Origin of the sequence: Ferdinandcohnia sp. FSL W7-1320 (assembly GCF_038050315.1) — a bacterium.
GTDB lineage: Bacteria > Bacillota > Bacilli > Bacillales > Bacillaceae_L > Ferdinandcohnia > Ferdinandcohnia aciditolerans.
The window spans coordinates 4,859,254-4,884,348 of record NZ_JBBPAM010000001.1 but is presented as its reverse complement, the minus strand read 5'-3'; the positions used below and the strand labels follow the sequence as shown (position 1 = coordinate 4,884,348).

At 38.0% G+C, this 25,095-nt stretch carries 20 protein-coding genes; 18 read left to right on the top strand and 2 right to left on the bottom strand.

Annotated features, from left to right (window positions below; all coding sequences use genetic code 11):
• The first annotated feature begins 35 nt into the window (after nt 1-35).
• The 14 genes from NST91_RS23520 to NST91_RS23455 all read left to right on the top strand — a co-directional run bounded on the left by NST91_RS23520 (nt 36) and on the right by NST91_RS23455 (nt 16,795).
• Nucleotides 36-974, top strand: a complete 939-nt coding sequence (locus NST91_RS23520; protein ID WP_341333094.1) for a carbohydrate ABC transporter permease — start codon at nt 36-38, stop codon at nt 972-974.
• Between the two features lie 16 nt (nt 975-990).
• Complete coding sequence (locus NST91_RS23515; protein WP_121445613.1) at nt 991-1,815, top strand: ABC transporter permease subunit; 825 nt, start codon at nt 991-993, stop codon at nt 1,813-1,815.
• 70 nt (nt 1,816-1,885) lie between these two features.
• Nucleotides 1,886-3,199 (top strand): ABC transporter substrate-binding protein, encoded by a 1,314-nt coding sequence (locus tag NST91_RS23510; RefSeq protein ID WP_341333093.1) that lies wholly within the window; start codon nt 1,886-1,888, stop codon nt 3,197-3,199.
• Nucleotides 3,200-3,289: 90 nt separating this feature from the next.
• Nucleotides 3,290-4,390 carry a LacI family DNA-binding transcriptional regulator gene (locus NST91_RS23505; protein ID WP_341333092.1) on the top strand — a complete coding sequence of 367 codons (1,101 nt, stop codon included), beginning with the start codon at nt 3,290-3,292 and terminating at the stop codon, nt 4,388-4,390.
• The gene (nagA, locus tag NST91_RS23500) at nt 4,350-5,489 is read left to right on the top strand and encodes an N-acetylglucosamine-6-phosphate deacetylase (protein WP_341333091.1); all 1,140 of its coding nucleotides are present in this window, start codon (nt 4,350-4,352) and stop codon (nt 5,487-5,489) included. The genes NST91_RS23505 and nagA overlap by 41 nt, the downstream gene beginning before the upstream one ends.
• Before the next feature lie 82 nt (nt 5,490-5,571).
• On the top strand, nt 5,572-6,582 hold the full coding sequence (locus NST91_RS23495) for a Gfo/Idh/MocA family protein (protein WP_341333090.1): 1,011 nt from the start codon (nt 5,572-5,574) through the stop codon (nt 6,580-6,582).
• A 108-nt stretch (nt 6,583-6,690) separates the two neighbouring features.
• Nucleotides 6,691-7,680, top strand: coding sequence for a C-terminal binding protein (locus NST91_RS23490; protein ID WP_341333089.1), 990 nt, complete (start codon nt 6,691-6,693; stop codon nt 7,678-7,680).
• 346 nt (nt 7,681-8,026) lie between these two features.
• Nucleotides 8,027-9,769, top strand: a complete 1,743-nt coding sequence (locus NST91_RS23485; protein WP_341333088.1) for a sensor histidine kinase — start codon at nt 8,027-8,029, stop codon at nt 9,767-9,769.
• Nucleotides 9,770-9,833: 64 nt separating this feature from the next.
• Complete coding sequence (locus NST91_RS23480) at nt 9,834-11,330, top strand: response regulator transcription factor (protein ID WP_341333087.1); 1,497 nt, start codon at nt 9,834-9,836, stop codon at nt 11,328-11,330.
• Between the two features lie 203 nt (nt 11,331-11,533).
• Nucleotides 11,534-12,418, top strand: a complete 885-nt coding sequence (locus NST91_RS23475) for a carbohydrate ABC transporter permease (protein ID WP_341333086.1) — start codon at nt 11,534-11,536, stop codon at nt 12,416-12,418.
• 16 nt (nt 12,419-12,434) lie between these two features.
• On the top strand, nt 12,435-13,322 hold the full coding sequence (locus tag NST91_RS23470; protein ID WP_341333085.1) for a carbohydrate ABC transporter permease: 888 nt from the start codon (nt 12,435-12,437) through the stop codon (nt 13,320-13,322).
• A 26-nt stretch (nt 13,323-13,348) separates the two neighbouring features.
• Nucleotides 13,349-14,686, top strand: coding sequence for an extracellular solute-binding protein (locus NST91_RS23465; RefSeq protein ID WP_341333084.1), 1,338 nt, complete (start codon nt 13,349-13,351; stop codon nt 14,684-14,686).
• A 13-nt stretch (nt 14,687-14,699) separates the two neighbouring features.
• Nucleotides 14,700-16,106, top strand: a complete 1,407-nt coding sequence (locus NST91_RS23460; RefSeq protein ID WP_341333083.1) for an FAD-dependent oxidoreductase — start codon at nt 14,700-14,702, stop codon at nt 16,104-16,106.
• A gap of 53 nt (nt 16,107-16,159) precedes the next feature.
• On the top strand, nt 16,160-16,795 hold the full coding sequence (locus NST91_RS23455; RefSeq protein WP_341333082.1) for a YesL family protein: 636 nt from the start codon (nt 16,160-16,162) through the stop codon (nt 16,793-16,795).
• Nucleotides 16,796-17,041: 246 nt separating this feature from the next.
• Here NST91_RS23455 and NST91_RS23450 read toward each other — a convergent pair whose 3' ends face one another.
• Nucleotides 17,042-19,261, bottom strand: coding sequence for a YhgE/Pip family protein (locus NST91_RS23450; RefSeq protein ID WP_341333081.1), 2,220 nt, complete (start codon nt 19,259-19,261; stop codon nt 17,042-17,044).
• Between the two features lie 232 nt (nt 19,262-19,493).
• Here NST91_RS23450 and NST91_RS23445 point away from each other — a divergent pair, with 232 nt between their 5' ends.
• Together NST91_RS23445 and NST91_RS23440 are read left to right on the top strand one after the other, a co-directional pair.
• A complete protein-coding gene (locus NST91_RS23445; protein WP_121445628.1) occupies nt 19,494-20,087 on the top strand; it encodes a DUF5317 family protein in 594 nt (197 codons plus the stop codon).
• Between the two features lie 161 nt (nt 20,088-20,248).
• Nucleotides 20,249-22,084 (top strand): diguanylate cyclase, encoded by a 1,836-nt coding sequence (locus tag NST91_RS23440; protein ID WP_341333080.1) that lies wholly within the window; start codon nt 20,249-20,251, stop codon nt 22,082-22,084.
• 368 nt (nt 22,085-22,452) lie between these two features.
• Here the strand turns inward: NST91_RS23440 and NST91_RS23435 are convergent, their stop codons facing one another.
• Nucleotides 22,453-23,289: an isocitrate lyase/PEP mutase family protein gene (locus NST91_RS23435; protein WP_341333079.1), complete on the bottom strand. Its 837-nt coding sequence runs from the start codon at nt 23,287-23,289 to the stop codon at nt 22,453-22,455.
• A gap of 237 nt (nt 23,290-23,526) precedes the next feature.
• Here NST91_RS23435 and NST91_RS23430 point away from each other — a divergent pair, with 237 nt between their 5' ends.
• Nucleotides 23,527-24,318: an IclR family transcriptional regulator gene (locus NST91_RS23430; RefSeq protein WP_341333078.1), complete on the top strand. Its 792-nt coding sequence runs from the start codon at nt 23,527-23,529 to the stop codon at nt 24,316-24,318.
• Nucleotides 24,315-25,088, top strand: coding sequence for an SDR family NAD(P)-dependent oxidoreductase (locus NST91_RS23425; RefSeq protein WP_341333077.1), 774 nt, complete (start codon nt 24,315-24,317; stop codon nt 25,086-25,088). The genes NST91_RS23430 and NST91_RS23425 overlap by 4 nt, the downstream gene beginning before the upstream one ends.
• Nucleotides 25,089-25,095 lie beyond the last annotated feature (7 nt).

Here is a 25,095-nt window from a genome sequence, read left to right as displayed (position 1 = left end):
TAGAAATCGATTTCTATTTGTAGGGAGGCAAGCCTATGGAAAGCCAGCCGATGCTAGAGAACAAGGTGGTAAAACCTAAAAAAATTAGATCGATGAATCAGAAAAAAAGACTATATGGCATCCTTTTTATTCTTCCGGCCTTCTTATTTATCTTTTCTTTTATGGTTTATCCACTTGTCTATTCGTTCTACATGAGTTTACATGATTACAATTTTGTATATGATGCAAAGCCAACATTTATAGGATTGGAAAACTATATTGAAGCACTTAAAGACAAAAACTTTATCGTTTCATTAAAAAATACATTTGTGTTTGGAACGTCCTATTTTGTGTTCGTAATGGTTATCTCATTAACATTAGCCTTACTTATATTCCATACGAAGCGATTCAATAATTTTCTTAGTACGATCATCTTTTTACCCATTGTTGTTCCTGTTTCTTTATCAGCACTTGTATTTCTATGGATTCTACAAGAAAACTATGGTCTGTTAAACCATATATTAGGTGACGTCTTAAATATGCCATTTTTGACGTATGCCTGGTTGAACAATGGGGATACGGCAATGGCGAGTATTATCGGAGTGAGTCTTTGGGCAACAATCGGATTTGAAACCATTCTATTCCTAGGAGGATTGCAATCGATTCCAAGGGATATCCTTGAGGCTGCTGAGGTGGATGGAGCTAGTGGTTTTAAAAGAATCTTCTATATCATCCTCCCGAATTTGAAGGAGACTTATATTTTAACCGGAATCTGGGCAATCCTACATGGCTTGAAGGTGTTTGTAGAACCGATGGTCATGACGGATGGTGGGCCTGGTAACTCAACACTTGTACTCTACCAAGAAATTTACTATACGGCCTTTACGTATTTTGATATGGGCTATGCTTCAGCGATGGCTTATATCCTTGGAACATTAGCACTCGTATTCTCGTTAATTAATTTCTATATTAACCGTACGAAAGAAAAGGCGTAATGAAGGGGGGAATATGATGAGAGTTTCAAGATTAAGTAGTGGGATTAAGTATTTTATTTTATTCGCAGCAGCTTTGTTTTTCATTACTCCGTTCATTTATACATTATTCAATTCATTTAAATCAGAAGAAGAGATCTTTCAGGTACCACAGAGCTTTTTCCCGAATAATATCATCTTTGATAACTATATCAAGATATTTACGGAAGGCTTTTCAAATTACTTTGTAAACAGTGCCATCATAACCATTGTTGGGGTTATCTTGATCACAGTCTTAAGTGCATTAGCTGGTTATGCATTTGCAAGGTTGCCGTTTAAAGGACAAGATATCTTACTTGTTGCTTTGCTAATGACAATCACTCTTCCACTAGCGATCTTTCTTATTCCGATGTACCTTATGGAAAATCGCTTAGGAATCTTAAATACAAACCTAGGACTGATCCTGCCTAACGTTGCGGTGGGGCTTCCATTTGCCATCTTTATTATGAGGGCAACCTTCTTAAGCATTCCAAAAGAAATTGAGGAATCAGCAGCAATCGATGGCTGTGGCGTCTTCCAAACATGGTGGAGAGTGATGCTGCCGATGGCCAAAAATGGATTAATTATTATCATCATCCATGGCTTTTATAACATTTGGGGTGAATACACATTAGCCAAAACATTAGCGACTGACCAGGCATCCATGCCATTAACTGTTGGTCTAACCCTTTTTAAAGGAGAGGTTTGGGCGTTTGGTACCTTGGCTGCAGTAATCGTCTTATCGATGCTACCGCCAATTATCATATTTATTATTTTCCAAAAGCAGATGGTAGAAGGTATTTCACAAGGGTCAATTAAAGGGTAGAAGGGAGGAGCTGTTGTTATTTAGGCGAGTAGGTTCTCAATGATAATAAAAAATTGCAGGGGGTAGATGTATGAAGAGATTTGCTAGATTACTAGGTTTGATTGTTATTTCCATTGTGTTATTAATCCCTATAGCGTGTTCATCGAAAGATCCAACTCAAAGGATATCAGGTGAAGGAGAGAAAGAGAGCGGAAAAGTAACATTAAAACTCGGGGCCGATGCGTGGATGGTTGAAAAACTAAAATTAGATCAGGCAGTTAAAAAGTTCAATGCGAATCATCCAGATATCCAAGTTCAAATTTCTCCATATGCAGACAGAACGGTACTATCTACTTTTGCCTTACAATGGTCGCAAGGAAAAACAGATGTTGATATCGCAATGGTTGATGGAACTGCAACGGCTGTCCAGTTTCTCGCAAAGGATTTACTAATTGATTTTAATGAAACGGACTTTTTCCAAGGTCCTACTGCAAAAGAAAATTTTGTTGGTAATTCGGTTAGCTTTGGTGAGATTGACGGCTTCCAGTTTGCGATTCCAATCAGCTTAGAAACATATGCAATCAATGTGAATAAGAAAATGTTTGAAGAAGCTGGTCTTTTAGATGCCGATGGCAAAGTGATTCAACCGAAAGATTGGAATGAACTCTATGAATATGCAAAGAAAATGACAAAGGTTGAAGGCGGTAAGGTTACCCAACAAGGTATGACAATTCAGTGGGGACCAAATGCACAATCCACATTAATTTCAGTTGCACAAGCCATGAATGGAACCTTTTACGACAAGGATGGTGTATTAACATTTGATACACCTGAAATGAGAGAAATGCTAGAGATTTGGAAAAAGGGTGCTGACGAAGGCGTTTTCTCAATCGATACATTCACAAACAAAGATGCGGGCCGTAACAACTATAAAGCGGATCAAGTTGCCATGCTTTTACAGAGTGGTTCACACGCTCCTGAGGCAGAACCAACTGTAGGTGAAGGAAATACAACGGTTATCCCAATTCCTGGCTCAGAAGTAAATGGCTCTTATGCATTTACAGCAGGAATCATTGTTCCTAGAGCTTCTAAAAATCAAGAAGCAGCTGTTCAATTTATTCAAGAGGCTTTAATGGACGGTGAAACCCAAATTGCAGCTGGTACGGAGTGGGGGAAACTTCCTGTAATTAAAGAGCATTTCGATCAAATTGATGCAGAATGGAAAGACAACTTACTTGCAATCATTGAAAAGTCTGTCACTGCTCCATTCTATAAAGAATACCCAGTGCTAATCAATGAGGTGCCAAAACTACTTCAACAATATTTAACAGGTGAGATGGATCTTGATACATTCATTGAAGAAGTTGAAGCGATGATCGATGATATTGATAAAAATGTAAAATAACGTAATTAAAAAAGTCGAGGTACATTCCTTTAATCAGCATTTGAGGATGTACCCTTCTTTATATGATGTAGTCTAACGAGGAGAACTATGATGAATGAATCTAAAAAAAATATTACGATATACGACATTGCTAAGGAAGCAAAAGTTTCTCCAGCCACTGTTTCGAGGGTCTTAAGTGATAGTGGATATGGAGTTAGACCGTTACTTCGAAAACGAGTGGAAGAAGCGGCTGATTTATTGGGGTATATGCCTAATATGATTGGACGTCAGCTTAAGAAGAAAATTACTACAAATATCGGGGTAATCCTTCCTTCGATAAGTAATCCTTTTTATCCGAAACTTCTTTTGGGAATTGAAGAAGTAGCGAGGCAAGCGGGTAAGCAGGTTTTGTTATGTAATTCAGGGAGAAGTGCGGATGTTGAAAAGGGTTATTTACAAACGTTATATGAAAATCAAGTGAAAGGAATCATTGTCTCATCCATTTCAGATGACTATTCCATGTTTTCTGAGATACAGGAGAGAGGTGTTTCTCTTGTAGCATTGGATCAAAAAATGGAAAACTTTGATTGTCAGCAAATTCTATTTGACTATGAAAGAGCAGGTTTTATGGCTGCCGAGTATTTATTAAAAAAAGGCCATCGAAAAATAGGGTTTATCTCTGCTCCACTTGATCGATTTAGTCGAAAAAGTGTTTTTGATGGATTTTGCAGCGCGATGCTTCAATATCAAATTGATTTACCTGAAGAATACATCCTTATTTCAACAAATGAATATGAATCGATTGAGAATAGTTACGAATTCGAAAATGGGAGAAACTTGACTGAAAAACTGATGAACTTACAGAATCCACCAACTGCCATTTTTGCTTGTAATGACATGACTGCACTAGGTGTTTACAAACAGTTGAATGAGATGGGCTTAAAAATACCAGATGATGTGAGTGTCATGGGCCTTGATGATATTGAAGTTTCCTCAATGATTTCGCCAGGCCTCACAACCATTCATCAACCAAACTATGAAATGGGAAAAATCGCTTGTAAAATCCTACTGGAAGTACTGGATGGAGAATTTAATGAAGTTGATATTTTGCTCCAACCGAAGCTTATTGAAAGAGGTTCCATAAAGGAAATTGATGTTGGGAGGAAGTTACATGGTACAAAAATGGGTTGGAAAGCATTGGGTTACCGGTGAGACGATTGAAGTTCAAGTCAAGGATGGGAGAATTTCTTCGATCACGAAAGCAACGGAAGAGGCTGAAAATTGGATTGCGCCAGGGCTGATTGATGTTCAAGTAAATGGCATTGGTGGCTTTGACATCAATAGTCATGATTCTACGGTAGAGACCATTCAAAATGTTGTAAGGGTGTTACAAGAAGGTGGCGTAACGAGGTTTTGTCCAACGGTTGTAACAGGAACAAAAGAAAGGATCCTTCACTGTGTTAAAACAATAGCGAAGGCGTGTGAGATAGACCCTGTTGTCAATCATGCGGTTATTGGCATTCACGTTGAAGGACCATTTATTTCAACGGAGGATGGTCCTCGAGGAGCACATAACCGAGATTGGGTTCGAGATCCGGATTGGGATGAATTTTTAGAATGGCAAGAGGCTGCAGGGGGACGTATTCGCAAAGTTACGCTGGCGCCTGAAAAGCCAGGAGCAATACCATTTATAGAAAACCTAGCAAAAGTAGGGGTAGTTGCAGCAATCGGACATTCCAATAGTACGGAAGAAGATATACAGAAAGCTGTAAATGCAGGGGCTACCATGAGTACTCATCTTGGCAATGGGGCACATCCTTATATTAAGCGTCATCCAAATTATATTTGGGCTCAACTTGCAGAGGATCAACTTTGGGCAGGACTGATTCCAGATGGACATCATCTGCCATACTCGACGTTGAAGGTCATGGTTCGAGCTAAAGGCAAGAAGGCCATTTTAACAAGTGATGCTGTAAATTTAGCAGGCTTACCACCAGGTCGCTATCACACGCATATTAATGATGATGTAGTCCTTGAAAAAGATGGGTTTCTACATTTAGCAAGTACACCAGACATCCTTGCAGGATCTGCAACTCCACTACATGTAGGAATTGCAAAGGTGTTAAAAAATGAAATCTTTTCACTTGAAGAAGTCATCAATATGGCTTCACTACACCCCGCAGAACTCTTTGGCCTAGCTGATGACGGAGTCGGAACCCTTGAAGTAGGCTCACCAGCAGACTTTATCCTATTCAATTTCGATAAAGCAAAAGACTTTACCATTCTACAAACAATATCAATGGGGTCATAACTGGGACGCAGGGACAGGTCCCTCGTCCCACACGGGATCCGATTTACACAAGGTCCCTAATAAACTGGGAGGTTTTCATAAAATGCTGAAGGTAGGACAAATTGGTGGAGGAATAATGGGGCAGCAGCACATGACGATTTATCAGCAATACCATCGAAGCCAAATCAAAGCGTTGGCAACCCCGAACCCCACTCGTGGAAAAGAGATAAGTGATCAATTTGGTGTTACGTATTATGAAAATCATCAAGAAATGCTAGAAAAAGAGGACATCGATGCAGTAAGTATTGCTACTCCAGACTTCGCGCATTTTTCTATTGTGATGGATGCATTGGCAGCTGGAAAGCATGTGCTTGTAGAAAAGCCCTTAACCATAGGTGTTGAAGAAAGTAGGGAAATCGTTGCATTCGCCCAACAAAAGAACCTAACAGTGATGACATTATTCAGTAATCGATGGTTATCCTCATATGCTCAGGCAAAACAGCTACTGCAAAAGAAAAATCTGTCTCCAATTATGGGCTATGCCCGAAAGAATGATAGAATCGCTGTCCCAACAGAAATGATCACATGGTCGAATAAAACATCGCCGGCTTATTTTTTGTCCTCACATGATATTGATTTAATGAACTGGTTATTTGACTCAAAGGTAGTCGAAGTCTATGCGACAGCTGTTCATAAAGTACTTAAAGGGAAAGGAATAGATACCCCTGATGCAGTCCAGATTCAGGCAAAGTATGAAAACGGGGCGATTGCAACCTTTGAATCCTGCTGGATCTATCCGAATACATATCCTACAATTGTTGATTCCTTTGTCGAAGTGGTTACAGAAGAAGAGGTTATTTACCTCGATCGAAAAATCGAGAATATCGAATATGGTGGCCCTGATGGGTTTGCGACTCCAAGAAACCAACTAAACTTTGAAATCGGGGGTAAACGAATAGGCGCTGTCCCTTTAGCGATCGAACATTTTGTTGATTGCGTACTCGATAATCAACCTACCCACATTAGCCTTGAAAGCTCTCATCATGTCACCGCAATCCTTAGTGCTGCCCATAAGTCGATTGAATCGGGTAAACCAGAAAGAGTAGTTGATTAAGTGACATAGCTCCTGTGGGTCAGAGGTTATTTTCTTGGCCCACTCGGGTTGCTCATCCTTCCTGTTTTAGCATCTGCATTTCATTCTATTACATAGAGGTGCCGGAAAATGAAAAAATTTAAAGTCGTCCTCACGGATTACGAATACGACACACTCGAACCTGAAATGAGAGTGTTAGAACAACTAAATGCAGAAATCATAACAGCGCAATGCAAAACCGAGGAAGACGTCATACATATCGCGAAAGATGCAGATGGCATCATCCACCAATATGCACCTTTTACCAAGCGTGTCATTGATCAATTAGAAAATTGTAAAGTGATTGCGAGATATGGAATAGGGTTTGATACAGTTGATATCGATGCAGCAACTGAAAAAGGGATATTCGTCACCAATGTAACGGATTACTGTCTTGATGAAGTGGCGGACCATGCCGTTGCTATGTTACTAACATTGGCAAGAAAAATAGTAACTTTAAATAACTCTGTAAAAAGTGGCGAATGGGATTATAAAGTAAGTAAACCGATTTATAGATTGAAAAATAGAGCCCTAGGTCTTGTTGGCTTTGGGAACATCCCGAGAAATGTTGCAAAAAAGGCCCAAGCCTTTGGATTAAAAGTGATTGCGTATGACCCATTTGTTCCAGCTGAAGTTGCTGAAGAAATGAATGTTGATTTAGTGGAATTGGATGAACTGTGCAGACGTTCTGATTTTATTTCGATTCATACTCCGCTTAACAAACATACAAGGGGAATGGTAGGCTTTGAACAGTTTAACCTCATGAAAAAAGAGGCATGTATTATTAATACAGCACGTGGACCTATCATTGATGAACAAGCACTCATTGAAGCTTTAGAACAGAAAAAAATTGCAGCGGCTGCATTAGATGTTCTGGAAAAAGAACCAATCAATAGCGATCATCCACTACTTAGGATGGAGAATGTCCTTTTAACCCCGCACGTCGCCTTTTATTCGGAGGAGTCGGAAATGGATTTAAAACAAAAAACCGCACAAAATGTAGTGGATGTCCTAAAAGGGCAACTACCAAAATACTTGGTTAATAGAAGTGTTCAAGAAAAGTTCTCCTTAAAACGATAGGGTATTCGTAAAGAGATCTTCTGTCCCTATCCAAATATAGGGAAGGGGCTGCATTGTACGTTTTGAACTGTTTTTAAATAGACATCCTTTTTGTAAAGAGCATCTTCAAATATGAAGGTGCTCTTTTTCTTGTGTAATGGAATTTTAAGGACAGTATTACTAGGTGAAAGGAACAATGGTAGCAATCAACCTCACGCTTACTCTATTTACATAGTAGATTAAAAACCCTGCCCATTTCTAAAGCCAATCATGCTTGTTAGAGGATATAGTAGATATTTGTCGAAATATATATTCAGGAAAACGAAATGTAAGCGATTTTTTAATGAATGTGTAGTAGGGGGATTTTATGAAATTTATCAGCTTACGAACAAAGCTTATTGTGGCATTTATTACCTTTATCTTAATCCCTATTTTGGCAGCAAGTATAATAGGATATAAAGAAGTTGAAAATGTACTTCGCAATCAAATTGAATCAACCACGTCTGACCGGTTACATCAGGTAAATATGAATATTGAGCGGAAATTAAAAGCAATGATGTATGCCTCGAATTCAATTGTGTTGGAGGATCATATTCGTGAATTATTAAAGCGACCATACACGACCGAACGAGAGCAGCTTGATATTAGTAAACTAATTAATGATAAATACCTCGAAATCTCCACAACTCTTATATCAGATAATGTCTATTTAACCTTAATCGATAATTATGGAAATATGTATACAAATTGGGGAAGTTCGGAATCGTCGTATGAGAGAATCCTTCGTTCGGAATGGTATAAGCAGACGGTCGATCAAAACGGCTTCATGGTGTGGTCATTGAACCAAGAAAATTACATTCATCCCCAAAAAGAGGGGTTTATAACTGTATCAAGGGTGATCAAAAGTCAAAGTTTAACCGAGAATTTAGGAGTTTTAATTATAAGTGAGCCTGTTGAAAACTATATTAATATCTTAAAAGTTCGAACGAATATTCCTGACAGTTACGGTTTTATGGTGGATGAACAAGGAAGTATGATAGGTGATGAAAGCAAGAATATTAACCAAATCTATCAATATATTAAGCCAACACTTACAAGGGGAATTGATACATTTAATTGGGAGGTCGACGGTAAGAAGGCGATTGTTAGTACCTATCATATCCCACTTACGGGGTGGAGGGTTTTGCAAATTGTATCCCATGATGGAATATTTACGGATGTCAGCAAAATTCAAAATATCGTCTTTATTATATTGTTGGTAAGTATGGCTATATTTATCGGGATTATTATTCTTTTTTCAACCATGCTGACACGTCCTTTAATCAAACTTCGTGAGACAATGAAGCGAGTCGAGGAAGGTGATTTAGATGTTACATTTACAAGTAAAAACAATGATGAGATCGGGCTCCTAGGTAAGAGTTTTAATACAATGATTTCGCAGACACGAGATAATGTAAAGCAGCGAGTTTTGCTTGAAAGGAATCGTGAAAAAGCTAAATTAGAAGCACTCCAGGCACAAATCAATCCCCATTTTCTCTATAATACATTGAATACCATAAGGTGGATGTCAGTTATGGCTGGAACAAAAAATATAACTAAAATGTTGATGTCATTAGGACAACTACTAGATATGAGTATTCATAGAGGACAAGAAGAAATTACATTAAAAGAAGAGCTTGAGAATGTTGAAGCCTTCCTGACGATACAAAAATATCGTTTTGGTGATTCAATTAAGGTGATTGAAGAAATTAATCCTGATACTGTAGATTGTATTGTTCCTAAATTGTCCCTTCAGCCTTTAGTAGAGAATGTATACAATCACGGATTGTTTTTACATGGGGGGACAATGGAAATTCGCACTCAATCAACGAATGACATCCTAGAAATTCATGTTATAGATAATGGAAAAAATATGGATCAAGAGAAGGCTAGTCAATTAATGAATGACATACAAAAAGAAAAACATGAAGGACTCTCTGGTATAGGTCTTAAAAATGTTCATCAGCGGATTCAAATGATGTTCGGTGAACAATATGGGATTAAGATATGGCGTGATAATATAGAAGAAAAAACATATGTGACATTATCATTACCTGTTAAACGATTCTAACCATTATTAGAAGAGCCAACAGTCATCCAATGGTAAATTAGCAATGCTGTAGGGGGGATTTTAAGTGAAAACTCGAATTGTCATTATTGATGATGAGGTATTTGTTCGAAAAGGGATTATTTCAAGTATTTCATGGGACCAGTACGATATCGAACTAATTGGCGAATCCTCAGATGGTAAGTCCGGTCTGGAATTAATCCGTAAGCATATCCCAGATATAGTCATTACAGATATCCGCATGCCGAATATGGACGGGTTAGAGATGATTCGTTTAATTCGACAAGAACTTCCACATATAAAAATACTAATATTAAGTGTTCTAGATGATTTTAGTACCATTAGAGAAGCATTACGTTTAGGTGTCAATGACTACATCAATAAACTTACAGAGCCTGAGGAGTTATTGCGTGTGGTCTTAAATCTAAAAAATACAATAGATCAAAGTGACACTTCATCTTCGAATATTCAAAATCAAGTTGCGAAAAATGGGCAGAACCATAAACTAGAAGATTGGTTATTGGGTACCTCAATGGTAGATGATGAATCTCTTAGGGAAAGTAATCTGTATCAGGTAGGTATTCTTAGTGGAAATCAAATGGATTACTCGGAAATCCAATCAATTCTGAAACAGTCCAAAGGAGTAACTTTTTCACTAGTTGAAGAGCTAGAATTGGATCATTTCCTATTCTTTATAAGTGGAATAGATGCGGAATATCTTGAAAATGCAGTATTGCTGTTACATAAGAATTATAATAAATCCTCTATTGGTTTAAGTAAAATTTTTGGAGACGTCAGTAATCGAAAAGTAGCCTTAGAACAAGCTATCCAAGCAAATGAATACAGATTCCATAGAGGAGATGGACATGTCATTCTCTATCAGGAAGTACACCCCTCCAAAAGAGAATACTCTACATTCTTTGAGTCTCAATCGCTTAAAGATTATCAAGTGTATATTGAGGGAGATGCAACTGATAAAGCTGACGATGCTTTTAACAAGTTATTCCCTATTGCAATTGATGAATCTATCCCCCCACAATCTGTACGGGACAGTGTGTACCAGTGGTTATCAACAAATATTATGTTGTTAAGAGACTGGGGGGGAAATCTTGAGGGAATGCTCCAAGGTCAATCTCCATTTGAGCAAATTCAACAATTCAAAACGTACTTTGAACTTCGTGAATGGTGTTACCGCCTTCATCTTGTGATTCAAGAAATGCTTCAAGCAATAAAATCTTCAAAGAGTAGATTTGAAATACAAAAAGCAATTGAATATCTAAAAATTCATTATATGGATCCATTGCGAGTTCAAGATATCGCTAGTTTGGTTAACCTAAGTGAAAATTACTTTAGTAATTTATTTACCAAAGAAACTGGGAAAACCTTTACCCATTATTTGCAGGAGACTCGGGTCGAAAAATCAAAGGAACTATTAAGAAATCGACAAGCAGACTGGGTAGAAGTAGGAGCTCAAGTAGGATTTGAGGATCCAAAGTATTTTTCAAAAATCTTTAAAAGATACGTGGGTTTAACTCCGGTACAATTTCAAAATGGAAAAAACTAGTCTAAGTTAAAGTATCAAGTTATTCACTTGATACTATTTTTATGACTTTTCTGTGAATTGGAGTGCGATATCAAAGAATTGTAGGTAAGGGCTTTCAAGTTCATGGAATAGTCCCTCATCTTCAAACATATGTCGGTACCTATCTCTTTATCGTTCACTTACAATCAAAGATATACAAAAGGTCTAGGAAAGGTGGAGGTAGGTTGATTCGTACGCATAGAGAGGCTTTAACTGGATGGTTATTTATACTTCCTTGTTTAATAGGATTTGGCCTCTTAACGTTAATTCCCATTCTGTTTTCATTAGTTCTTAGTTTTACAGATTGGAATTTTCTTGAAGGCCTTAAGGGGATCCGCTTTATTGGTTTCGAAAATTTTATCAAGATGTGGTCCGATGAATGGTTTACTAAGAGTTTGGTAAATAATATCGTTTTTACCATTGTCGTAGTTCCTTGTACGATGATTTTATCATTAATCACAGCAGTTATTCTAAACGATAAAGTCTTTTTAAAGTCAACAATTCGGTTAATGATCTTCATGCCTTATATTTCTAGTATTGTTGCAGTATCTGTCGTATGGGCCATTCTTTATAGTCCATCATACGGTCCCATTAATTCATTTCTTGCAAGCCTAGGAATATCGGATTTACCTGGATGGTTGTCAAGTACAACCTGGGCTCTTCCGGCGATTATCATTATGACAATATGGATGAATATTGGATATAACATGATCATCTATTTAGCAGGGTTGCAAGGAATTCCAAAGGAACTGTATGAAGCAGCAAGAATAGATGGTGCTGGCCCGATTACAAGTTTCTTTAAGATCACAGTACCATTATTATCTTCAACTTCGTTTTTTGTTCTCGTTACATGTATTATTCAGTCATTCCAGGTATTTGCTGCCATCTTTATCATGACACAAGGTGGACCTGGAAACGCCACAAGCGTAATTACTTTTTATATTTATCAAACAGGGTTTAGTTTTTATGACATGGGTTACGCATCAGCAATGGCTTGGGTATTATTTTTAATCGTCTTTCTTGTAACCGTTTTCCAATGGCGTGGACAGAAGAAATGGGTAAATTACTAATGAAAGGAGTGGTGTGATGGATGCGCAAGTTGTAACCACAAAAAATAGTGTTGATGTAAAAACGCAGAACGTGTCATGGCTGAGGAAAAATTGGAAGAAGCTTATTCTTACATCACTATTATTGTTGTTTGCGCTCAGTATGGTCCTTCCTTTTATTTGGATGTTATCAACCTCATTTAAAAAACCAATTGACGTATTTACTTTTCCGATTGAGTGGATTCCTACTACGTTTGAATGGGGTAATTATAAAGAGGTTTGGTTTGGAACGAAGCCATTTTGGGTGTACTATTTGAACTCGATTAAAGTGACAGGCATCACTGTAATAGGAATTGTGATATTCAGTTCTGCTGCTGCGTATGGATTTTCAAGAATTCAATTTAAGGGAAGAGACGCTATCTTTCTCTTGTATCTAGCAACGCTAATGATTCCGGAGCAAGTAACCCTCATTCCAAGATTTGTTTTATTTAATTACATGGGGATTTATAATTCGCATTGGGCTCTTATTTTGCCGGGTATTTTCACCGCATTGGGCACATTTTTACTAAGGCAGTTTTATTTGTCTATACCAAAGGATTTCTCAGAGGCTGCGCAAATGGAGGGGGCAAATCATTTTCAAATTTGGACAAAAATCATTATTCCTCTTTCAAAGCCAGCGCTTGTTTCGCTCATTATTTTAAGCTTTACTCTGAATTGGAATGAATTTGTCAATCCGCTCATTTTTATCACAAGTGAAGAATTATTTACGGTACCTTTAGGACTTTCTAATTTTATAGATGAATCTGGTACGGATTATACTTTAATGATGGCGGCGGCCGTTAGTGCAATTCTTCCAGTCCTTATTTTATTCTTAGCGTGTCAGAAGTGGTTTATTGCAGGTGTAGCAGCAAGTGGTATAAAGGGATAAACAAAAAGATGTAAGGGGTGTCTTAATTGAAAAAGTTTCTAACTTTAATTGCTTTTATGTTGTTAGTTTCTAGTTTTGTTGTGGGCTGCGCAAGCTCATCAAGCAATGGAGGGAATGAAAAATCGGACAATGATGTCGTTCATTTGAAGTTTTGGGGAGCTGTTCCTGCTGAAAGTGGACCACAAGAAGCAGTAGATAACTGGAACGCAGCGAATCCTGATATTCAAGTTGAATATGTAAGGTATGTTAACGATAAAGCGGGTAATACCAAATTAGAAACCTCCCTTCTAGCAGGTGGGGAAGTCGACGTGTTTGTTAATTATCGTATTGATAAGCTTGATAAACGTATTAAAGCAGGCATGGCAGAACCACTTGATCAATTTATTGAGAAAGATAGCTTTAATATTGAAGAAAACTTTGGTGAAAATTCAATTGTTAAAATTGATGGGAAAACACACTATATACCAGCCATTATCTTAAACGACTTTGTCACGATCAACAAAGGATTTTTAGATGAAGCAAATCTCGAAGTTCCAACTGATTGGACATGGGATGAATATGTGGAATATGCGACTACCCTATCCCAAGGAGAGGGTCCAAACAAGCGTTGGGGTTCATTTGTTGGAAATCTTGAACCTAAAATCTATGAATGGATGGATAAGGCAGTTAAAACAGAGCTTGGTTCAAATGCATTTTTCAAGGAAGATGGAACAAGTAATGTAGACCATCCAGTCTTCAAGAAGTATTTAGATACAATGGTTAACATGGAACGTGAATTGAAGGTACAGCCACCATTCTCAGAAGCGAAAGCAACCAAAATGCAAGGTACTGACTTATTTTTAACAGGAAAAGCGGCTATGAACTGGAGTGGAACTGCTGCTATTCGAAGTATTAAAAACCTAGAAGATTACCCGCACGACTTTGTGACTGCATTTGCTCCACCACCTAAGATGACTGAAGATAGCAAATATCTTGGTGGAGGAACAGGTTATTTAGACTTCGTTGCAATTAACTCACGATCAAAAAATAAAGAAGCAGCCTGGAAATTCGTTAAATGGTATGTGACAGAAGGAAATGAACCGCTTATTTCTGGTGGACGTGTACCGGCATGGAAAAAGGCAGATCCAAATAAAGTAGCTGAATTAGTATTAGGTGAAAATCCAGAAAAATTATTTGATGTTGATTCTTTCAAACGTGTTGTACTAAATCAAGATATTGACATTGTTGTAGATACAAAATTTGATAACTTGGCAGAAATTCAAAAAATCGTTGAAGAGCAAGGTGAGAAGGTCTTAATTGGTGAACAAACGTCGGATGAAGCAATAACAGAAATGAAAAAAGCGATCGATAGCGCATTAGAATAGGAGTTGCTAACAGATGACTTTTGAAAAAAACTATGATGTTGCAGTAATAGGCGGCGGTCCTGCGGGGGTTGCCGCAGCGATTGCTGCAGGTAGAATGGGTGTAAAAACAGTATTAATTGAACCAAATCCATTTTTAGGTGGAGCTGGAACTGCTAGTATGGTAGGACCTTGGATGACAAACTATCACCAGGATACACAGGTCATTAGAGGTGTGTTCCAAGATATTGTGGATGAACTGGTTAAGCATGAAGGTTCAACGGGGACTCTTAAATGTCCTTACGATGATCCTGGTAATACGCAAGGTACAGGTGGTCATATTACACCTTTTGATGGTGAAATCCTAAAATATGTTTTGAACAAAATGGTCATTGAAGCAGGAGTAGACCTTTTATTAAACACATATGTTGACACTGTTACAAGTAATAATGGGAAGATTGAATCCGTTAGTATTAAGACAAAATCTTCTCGCAGTACACTTGAAGCAAAGGTTTTTATTGATTGTACAGGTGATGGGGATATTGCCGTCCAGGCGGGTGCTGAATTTGAATTTGGACGGAAGCAAGATGGGTTAAGCCAGCCTGTAACGACCATGTTTCGAATGAGTTATGTGGATATTGATCGTTTTATCGAGTATACAGATAAGAATCGAAATGAGTTTGTTTGGTTAACATACCCAGTTCTTCCTGACAATCTACCAGACTATTTTGCTGATAAAATGGTAGCTGTAACGGGCTTTAATGATCTAGTTGCGAAAGGTCAGCAAAGTGGGGAGCTGAATTTGGGACGAGAAAGAATCACCATCTTTTCTGATTTTAAAAAGGGTGATGTACTTTTCAATGCAACGAGATTGAATAAAGTAAATGCGCTAAACAACAATGAACTCATTCAAGCAAGTTTAGATTTAAAAGAACAAGTGATGTCCTTAACTAAATTTGCCCGAAAGTATTTACCAGGGTTTGAAAAGGCCGTTTTATCTGGAGCGTCCTCACATGTTGGTGTTAGAGAGACAAGAAGAATTATTGGCGATTACGTTCTAACTCAAGAAGATGTGTTACGAGGGAGAAAATTTGACGATGGCATTGCAAAGGGGTGCTTCCCTGTAGACATTCATAGCCCGACGGATAAAAAGAATGTCTGGGTTGAATTGGATGACGCATATGATATTCCGTACCGTTGTCTACTTCCGGTTGGTTTAGAAAACACTTTGATTGCAGGTCGTTGTATTTCGGCAACGCATGAAGCACTTGCTTCTGCTAGGGTTCAATCGCATTCCATGGCACAAGGGCAAGCAGCCGGTGTGGCAGCAGCATTATCTGCCCAGCAAGGAGTAAAAACCCGCGAAGTATCAGTTCGTGAACTTCAAAGTTATTTACGGCAACAAGATGCAATTGTTGCTGGCGATCTTGAAGTAAGTAGATGATTAGGGAGGTCTGCATAGAAGCAGACCTTTCTTTTTAATAAGGAGGTTTCCGGATGATAAATAACGTGGGATTATTAGGTAGAATCAATGTCCTTTTTGAATGGATTATGAATCTCGTGTATGTCAATATTTTATGGATTGTCTTTACCATTTTAGGCTTAGGGATTTTTGGAATTATGCCTTCCACTGCAGCCATGTTCCATGTAACAAGAAAATGGGTCATGGGAGAACGTGATTTTCAAATCTTTCCGTTATTTTGGGAGAAATATAAATGTGAATTTGTGCAAATGCAAGCCTTAGGGCTCATTTTTGGAACGGTAGGATTCCTTCTTTTATTTAATTATCATTTCTTTTCGGAACAAAATATTATTTTTGGTAAATTTTCAATGTTAGGCTTAATGCTACTCTATTTAGTCTCTATCCTTTTTTTATTTCCAATATATGTTCATTTTGACATGAAGCTTCTAACATATATAAAAAGTGCGTTCATCATTGGGATTTCTCATATTTTGCAAGGCCTTGTGATAGTTAGTGGTTGCGCTTTTATCTTTGTCGTATGTTCTTTCTTCTCAGCCACCTTTTTCTTTCTATTTGGCAGCCTCTCAGCACTATGGACCACCTACATCGCATACAACTGGGGGTTCCTGCGGGACAGAGGGACAGGTCCTTCGTCCCCAATCATAGGTTAAATGCGATATTAGATCAGAATATTAAAATCCCGTTTGGTAGGAACCTATACTAATCGGGATTTTTTTATTTTTTCACGCGGATTAAACTATCGTTATAGAGCTTTGACCACATTCAAACAGGGAATAAGGCCATAATAGTATATTTCAAGAAGGAAATAAGTGAACTATATGATTCATTACCTTACCCCTGCTTCCCAGTATTTTGGAGCACTATTGAAATTAAAAGCTAAATAAAAAAATCTGGACTTAGTGAAACAGTCCAGATTTTTTTAATTTTTGTTTGATAGGGGTCCCCATTTTATTTAGCGGTTCTTTGAGCCATGCACCAATAATAACGGCTACTATCCCAAATAGGCTTAAGACTAAGATATTATTGAAGACCGTTCCCCAGACAATGCCACCTACGGCCTCCCGAATTAAACTAACTGCATACGTAAATGGAAGGTAGGGATGAATATACTGAAAAAAGTGTGGCAACAGGACAACTGGGAATGTGCCGCCGGAACTTGAGATTTGCAAAACAAGTAGCACAATCGCGAGCGCCTTTCCTACATTGCCAAGAACAGATACTAGGGTGTAGATCATCGCAACAAAGACAACACTGATAAATACACTAAACAAGATAAAATAGAAGGGAGCACTCACCTCGACTCCCAGTATCCACATATCTCCCATCGTTACGATAATGGTTTGTAAAATACCAATCACCAAAAATGTGAATCCTTTTCCAAAATACTCTTGTCTGCCAGTGATGTTCTCAACTCCGTGTGCTTCAACCGAAAGAAGTGAAATCATTAATAATCCGCCAACCCATAATGATAAGACTGTATAAAATGGAGTCATCCCAGTCCCGTAATTTGGAAGCGGGAATAGCTTGTGGGAGTCTAAAATAACAGGTTCGGCGAAGAAACCTCGTTCTGCCTCGGGGTCATTTCGCAGTAATTCGATCATGTCATTGATATCAGCTTTTTGATTGAGATCTCGTATTTTTTTGGCAAGTTCATGGACTTTTTGATTGAGATAAGGGTACTGATTTCGTGCTGCCACGATGGTGTTTTTCCCTTCTTGTAGATGATCATTCGCGTTCTTAAGGATTGTTTCGATTTGTGGTATGATTTTTTGAACTTTTACTATGATCTCTTTTGCTCCTTGTAAAACCTCTTTCATATTTTTTAACTGGGCTTGAATTCTCGGTTCAATTTCATTGTTGTATTGAGTAATGAATGTATCGATTTGATCTCTTGTGTTTGTTGAATAACTTTTGATCTCCTCTAGGCTTGGTATTTCCGCTTTGTTTTCCTGAATTATCTTCTGAATATCATTTATTTTTTGTTCTAAGGCGTCTGCGTTGGTAATCGCATTTTCTAAATTATTGTTTTGAACTATGGCTTGGTCATTGAATTGTTCTTTTAAATGATTTAGTTCATTCTGTATTTCATGTAATTGTTCATATTCTGGATGTTGCATGAGTGAATCAAGTTGACTAAAGTTGATACCCTGGCTGTATACGACGCTTTTCAAATCAGCTAGCAGGTTTTGTAGGTTATCGATATCTAATTTGGCTGCGTTGGCAGCATTCACTAATTCTGTAAGATTGACATCTACAGACTGGATATAGTCATCTACGAGATGAGTTGCATTTTGCACCTTTGTCAGATCCGCTTTTACGATAGGCGACAATTCATTAAAACGAGTTTCTGCTTTCGTTAGGAACGTATTCGCATCCTCGATTGTATGTAAGGCTTGATTCGTTTTGTCCTTTACTTTCGGAATCAATTCTTGACTATCTCGTATGACTGATTCTGCTTGAATGATATCCCTGTAAACATCGTCAAGTGTAGTTTTAATGGAAGGCAATTTTTCTTCTAATAAAAAAATAAAGGATTGAAATCGTTCAATATCTGGTAAATTTTGTTCTATTTCAGTTCCGAGTTGATTAAAAACGTCGAATATGATCCCATTTACTGTTGAAACGAACTGACTGGTAATCTGCTCGGTGATCACGGTTGCCCCTTTTTCCGTGATTTTGGGTGAAATGGCGTTGACCTTTTCATTGACATAATATTCAATAGTTGCCTTCGTAGGATTGTCACTGATGACGGTTCCAAGCTTTTTTGAAAAGTCTGAGGGGATGATCATAACTGCGTACAGGTCGCCAGACTTAACTTCCTTCATTGCTAGGTTGCGGTCAATAAAATGCCACTCAAACGAGTTGTCATTCTTTAATGTTTTCATTAAATCAGAACCAATATGAATTTCCTTGTCCTCTACTGATGCCCCTTGATCCTCACTCACAATCCCAACGGGTATTTGGTTTGTATTGCTGTATGGGTCCCATGACGCTTTAATGTTGAACCAGGCATAAAGAGAAGGAAGTAGAATAAGAGCCGTAATCACAACTGCTGCAACCCAATTTGTATACGTATTTCGGAGATCATTGAAAAAAATCATTCTGATATTTTTCATGGAGTTGTTCCTTTCTAAAAAGACGTTCCTTTTAGTAATGCCTTGAATATTTACTTATTATCAAATTCTTTTTGAAAGGCTGTTTTCATAAATTTTGTTTCCATGGGAATTTTTCCCGTAAAAGTTGAAACTTTCTGATATAATTTGTAGTATATTGGTGAAATATGGGGGTTACTCCTCGTTAGAAGCAGGAAATACGTAATTTTAAATTTAACAAATTGGTGGGTAAAAAATGGTTTTTGATGGGATTCTCATTGCGATTATTGTGGGTTTTTTTCGAAAAGGTAGTTTGCGAGGATTGGCTGATTTACAGTTAAAATTCGGATGGATTTTTCCGATTCTTGTTTTTCTGCAGTTTTTTGTTTATTTTCTACAGAATAAGTATGAAATGCTGGGGTCTCTTAGTGGCTATATTTATATGGTTGTCTATGTGATTGGGATGGCGTTTCTTTGGGTGAACCGACATAATTCTGGTTTTACTCTTATTTTAATCGGGACATTCCTAAACTTCCTTGTCATGGCTTTGAACGGAGGTAGAATGCCAGTATTAGAGTCTGCTGCAACGCTACTAGATCCGCATTACTTAGACACATTAAAAAATGAGCTTTATGCGAAACATACACTGCTCACAGAGAGTAGTAGATTAGGTTTTTTAGGTGATATAATACCTCTAACGGACCCGTATCCGCGTTCTCAAGTCATTAGTATTGGAGATGTTGTGATGAACATTGGCGTCTTCCAATTTATCCAATATTTAATGGTACATAAAAATAAACACACATCATTAGAAGATGAAACCCCTTCATTGAAGGAGGTGAAATCATGAAAACAAAAGTAACTCGTATTTTACTAAATGCAGTTATCCTTGGATCTGTTGTACTTGCTTTTACTTCTGGTTGGAAACTAGTATAAATGATTAACCTAGGAGGAGGATGTTGAATATCCAATGAGTCCTCCTCTACCTTTTAACCCGAGGGATGATAAAACATGAAATTAAACTTTAAACCCATACATGTATACACGAGCATTACCATTATAGTAGGAGTATTTTCATTCCTCTATTTTTATGATTATAATATCACCTTATCAGATTGGGTGATCATATTTGTATTAATCGGTTCTATTACTCTTTTAAACTATCATGTTATCCATATCCCGCCAAAGGATAATTCACTTTCTCTAGATTCTTCTATTTATCTCGCTAGTTTGTTTATGTATGGACTAGACGTTACCCTTTTTGTACTGGCATTGTCCAGTCTTATCTATGTTTTTGTCCAACGGAAAATAGCTTGGTGGAAGCATTTATTTAATTTCTCGATGTACAGCATTATGATTATCGCCTCCTATTTTTCACTTGTTTTTGCTGGAGGATCAGTTGGAGAAATCGATACACATCATCTGTTGCCATATATTCTATCTCTATGTACGTATTTTATTTGCAACATGCTCTTTATTATTTCTTATTTCTTTCTTTATGGTAGTGGTAGTATTGAGAACGTAATTAAAGGGGTCACTACTGATAAAACTTTTGTGATTAGTTATTTTACGACGTTGTTACTACCCTTGATTCTTGGAATTTTGCTAAAAGCAGAAGGTATATTTGGCCTTTTTTTATTCGTTTGTATTGCTTTACTGTTATCAGCTGCATTTGATCAGCATTTTAAGCTCTATCAAGAGATTTCAGATAAGGCGAATAAGGATTTCTTAACAGGTTTAAATAATCATGGCTATTTTAAAGAATTATTTGATGCTGAAATATCAAGTGCTAGGGAAAATGGAACGCCTGTCAGCTTAGCACTTTTAGATATAGATGATTTTAAAAAATATAATGATTTATATGGTCATATTCAAGGTGATCATTTACTAACATTTTTCGGTTCAATCTTAGAAGAAGAAGCAAATTCACATGACTATATCGTTGGGAGATACGGTGGAGAAGAATTTTCAATTGTCATGCCGAACACTTGTGTGGACGACGGATTAGCTTTCATTGATTCATTGCGAAAAAAAGTGAATAATAGCTACTTCAAAGGTGTAGAAGCACTTCCGTATGGCTGTCTATCTTTTTCAGCAGGCGTTGTGGAGTGGGAAAAAGGGATGTATGATGCATCCGAAATATTGAATAAAGCCGACCAAGCGATGTATTATGCGAAAGCACAAGGAAAAAACATTGTTCAGGTATTCGATGAGAATTCTCAATACTTTGCTCAAAATGCGATTAATCTCGATCAAGAGTTAACCGAAGCTGAACAACAGCTAAAGATCTTCTTATCGAAAGATGTGTACACCTATCGTCATAGTAAACGTGTCTTCCAATATGCGGTTGATTTCAGTAGTAGACTAGATTTAAGTGAATCTGAAAAGAAGACGTTAATATTAGGTGCCCTGATTCATGACATCGGTAAACTAGAGATTCCTCGTGATATTATCAATAAAAAAGGAAAACTCGAACCTCATGAATGGGAAATGATGAAGAAACACGTAACCTGGGGGAAAGAAATTATCTCGACCAATAAAAAATTGGAGCCTTTGATTCCATTAGTTGAGCTTCATCATGAACGTTTCGATGGAAAGGGATATCCGCATGGCCTACAAGGTGAAAAAATTCCGAAACTGGCTCGCATACTATGTGTGTGCGATTCCTTTGACGCCATGACAACAGAACGCCCATACCAAAAGACAAAAACCTTCACCGAAGCCATCGACGAACTAAGAAAATGCTCAGGAAGTCAATTCGATCCAACATTAGTCGAACCCTTCATCGGGATGATCGAAGAGAAATATGCAAACCAAATAAAAGAAGAACTCGTCATAAGTTCGTAAAAACCAGTGGTCGGTGGCTGCTGGTTTTTTGGGGTTGGGACAGAGGGACAGGTCCCTTGTCCCAAATCTAGGTGTCAAACAATATATTATACTAAAATATCAAAAACCCGATTAGCAGTAATCTGTACTAATCGGGCCTTTTTTGAATTTATCGATTTCAAACAAACGTTTGTTTAATGGTCTAAATCAGCAGTGGCATGAAACTCTCAATTCAATCAATCGTTTGTTTGAATTTAATTCGCTAGGTAATCGGTATTGCAAATGAAACTGTTATACTATCAATTTGGTATTCTGAAAAAGGGTCGGAGGGACAGGTCCCTTGTCCCAGGAAAAAAATGGTGGGTCAAGGGACCTGTCCCCTTGACCCATTATTTCACTAAAGTGGATACTTCACCATAGGAAAGCACATTATCTGTTATTTTATTAAATGTACGTTGGTTCACGATCTCGTCGCCGATTTGTTTCAAGAGGGATACACTGGCGCGGAATGGACTAGAGCCAGTACTTACTCTTTCAATTCCTATTTCAGATAACTCTTCTAATGAAGGAAGCCCCGGGACGGCTAATAGATTAATTGGACAATTGACTGCTTTTCTAAGTTTTTTAATTTCATCGATATCTTTCAGAGCGGGGACGAAGACACAATCTGCGCCAGCTTCCTCATATAGCTTTACGCGGTAGATCGCTTCGTCAATACGAGATTCTGGTTCGCCAATATTTAGCCAAAAAATATCCGTGCGTGCATTGATAAACAACGGAAACCCAATTGAATCACAGTACTCCCTAATGGCAGCAATCTTTTCCTTCTGCAGTTGTGGATCATAAATCGGAGAACTAGCATCACCAGTAGCGTCCTCGAGATTGATACCAACCAAACCAGCTGATATAACTTGTTCTATTGTATGTAAAACTTCCTTCGTCGTCTCTCCATAACCTGATTCAAGGTCCGCGCTTACTGGTACGTCAACCGCGTTAACCATATTCTTGATAATACGTAACATCGTTTCAAATGGAATCTCTTGTCCATCAGGATACCCCAGTGACATCGCAATCCCTGCACTTGTTGTACCAATTGCTTCACATCCGCATTCCTCGAACATTTTTGCACTGATTACATCCCATGCATTCGGTAGAATCATGGTATTTGGCCCCTTATGGAGAGCCCGAAAACGCTCTGCTTTAGCTACTAGCTGTTCACTTATCATCGCCAAACTCCTTTCTAATTTCGAATCAAAACTATAATCTTATTGTAACTTATTTCTGGGGTGAAGGGACAGGCTCAAAAGGAAAAATATGGTGGGACAAAGGACCTGTCCCTGTGACCCACCAAAATTGTTGGGAATAAAATAAATTATTTGACTATTTTAAATAATAGTGATAAATTGGTTTTGGATACTAAATCAGGTTTACTATATAAAACCAACAAAAAAGGGGGGACTAGATTGGAAAAGAAATATTGGGTTCCAGCTTTAGAGCGAGCAGATAAAGTTCTCGACCTGATTGCGTATCGTCCAAACAAGTATAGATTAATAGATTTGTCCAAGGAATTGGATATGAACAAGAGCTCCCTTTTTTCTATGTTGAATACCTTGGAGAGCCTGGGGTGGGTTAAAAAGGATAGGGATGACACCTATTCGTTGGGTATGAGATTCGGATTATTTAGTACGTTGTATGTAAGCCAGTTCGATTTTGTTGATACATTTTTGATTGAGTCAGAGATTACAGTATCAAATCTAGGCGAAACTGTGCAGCTTTCAGTTCTTGACGGGACAGATATTCTCTACGTCGCCAAGAAAGAAGGATCCTCTCCAATTCGAGTTGTATCTGGTCCGGGTATGAGATATCCTGCCCATGCAACCGCAATGGGAAAGGTTCTGCTATCCAAGTATAATTATCATGAACTTGAAGAGTTATATGCTGGAAAGAAGATGGAAGCAAAGACTCCATATACAGTCCAGACCTTGGATGAGCTTTGGCAACAAATCGAATCCCTAAAGGAAAACGGATATATTAGGGAATATCAAGAGGCTGTTGAGGGTTTCACTTGTATCAGTGTTCCAATCAGAAACAATAAGGGAGATATTATCGCAGCAGTTAGCGTCACGATGCTCCCGGTGAACTGGGAACGGAAACAAAAGCAGGTGGAGAAGGAGATTCTGGATCTAGCCCACAGGATTTCACTAAAGGCAGGATACAGTACAACTCAAAACTTAGATAAAGGAGTGGTTAGATGAGACTTCAAGGAAAAGTAGCTTTGATTACTGGAGCAGGTTCAGGAATTGGAAGAGAAACTGCTCAACTCTTCGCCAAAGAAGGTGCTTTGGTAGTTGTGAATGATACTTCCGAACAAGGCGGTTTGGAGACACTAGAGCTCATAAAGAATAATGGTGGGGAAGCAACCTTCATTCAAGCTGATGTGACAAAAGCGGATGACGTCCAACGAATGGTTGATGAAATCATCCGTCACACAGGTAAAATCGATGTACTCTTTAATAACGCAGGAATCTCAGGAGTTGGTATGCTACATGAAACGAGCGAAGAACTCTGGGATAAAGTTGTAAACGTTAACATTAAGGGTGTCTATATGACAAGCAAGTACGTCATACCGCACATGATTGAGAGAAATGAAGGTACAATCATTAATATGTCTTCTTGTATTGCGGAAATCGGACTAAAGCTACGAGCTGTTTATGCAACAACTAAAGGAGCTGTCCTATCATTGACGAAATCTATGCAGGTCGACTACGCTCCATACAATATTCGGGTAAATGCTCTACTTCCAGGTACAATCTTGACGCCTTTTGTAGAGAACTACCTTAAAAACTCCTATGATGATCCTGAAGAGGCGATTGAAGGGATTAAAAAGAGGCAGCTAAGCGGTAATCTTGGTCGTCCGGATGATGTTGCAAAAGCAGCACTGTTTCTCGCTTCTGATGAGTCTTCGTTTATGATGGGTGCACCACTATATATCGATGGTGGAGTTGTATTTGGAAAAAATGCTTAACTGGAGG

Coding starts and splice junctions, on each gene's coding strand:
- NST91_RS23520 (WP_341333094.1), top strand. CDS start 36: ATGGAAAGCCAGCCGATGCTAGAGAACAAGGTGGTAAAACCTAAAAAA.
- NST91_RS23515 (WP_121445613.1), top strand. CDS start 991: ATGAGAGTTTCAAGATTAAGTAGTGGGATTAAGTATTTTATTTTATTC.
- NST91_RS23510 (WP_341333093.1), top strand. CDS start 1,886: ATGAAGAGATTTGCTAGATTACTAGGTTTGATTGTTATTTCCATTGTG.
- NST91_RS23505 (WP_341333092.1), top strand. CDS start 3,290: ATGAATGAATCTAAAAAAAATATTACGATATACGACATTGCTAAGGAA.
- nagA (WP_341333091.1), top strand. CDS start 4,350: ATGGTACAAAAATGGGTTGGAAAGCATTGGGTTACCGGTGAGACGATT.
- NST91_RS23495 (WP_341333090.1), top strand. CDS start 5,572: ATGCTGAAGGTAGGACAAATTGGTGGAGGAATAATGGGGCAGCAGCAC.
- NST91_RS23490 (WP_341333089.1), top strand. CDS start 6,691: ATGAAAAAATTTAAAGTCGTCCTCACGGATTACGAATACGACACACTC.
- NST91_RS23485 (WP_341333088.1), top strand. CDS start 8,027: ATGAAATTTATCAGCTTACGAACAAAGCTTATTGTGGCATTTATTACC.
- NST91_RS23470 (WP_341333085.1), top strand. CDS start 12,435: ATGGATGCGCAAGTTGTAACCACAAAAAATAGTGTTGATGTAAAAACG.
- NST91_RS23460 (WP_341333083.1), top strand. CDS start 14,700: ATGACTTTTGAAAAAAACTATGATGTTGCAGTAATAGGCGGCGGTCCT.
- NST91_RS23455 (WP_341333082.1), top strand. CDS start 16,160: ATGATAAATAACGTGGGATTATTAGGTAGAATCAATGTCCTTTTTGAA.
- NST91_RS23450 (WP_341333081.1), bottom strand. CDS start 19,261: ATGAAAAATATCAGAATGATTTTTTTCAATGATCTCCGAAATACGTAT.
- NST91_RS23445 (WP_121445628.1), top strand. CDS start 19,494: ATGGTTTTTGATGGGATTCTCATTGCGATTATTGTGGGTTTTTTTCGA.
- NST91_RS23440 (WP_341333080.1), top strand. CDS start 20,249: ATGAAATTAAACTTTAAACCCATACATGTATACACGAGCATTACCATT.
- NST91_RS23435 (WP_341333079.1), bottom strand. CDS start 23,289: ATGATAAGTGAACAGCTAGTAGCTAAAGCAGAGCGTTTTCGGGCTCTC.
- NST91_RS23425 (WP_341333077.1), top strand. CDS start 24,315: ATGAGACTTCAAGGAAAAGTAGCTTTGATTACTGGAGCAGGTTCAGGA.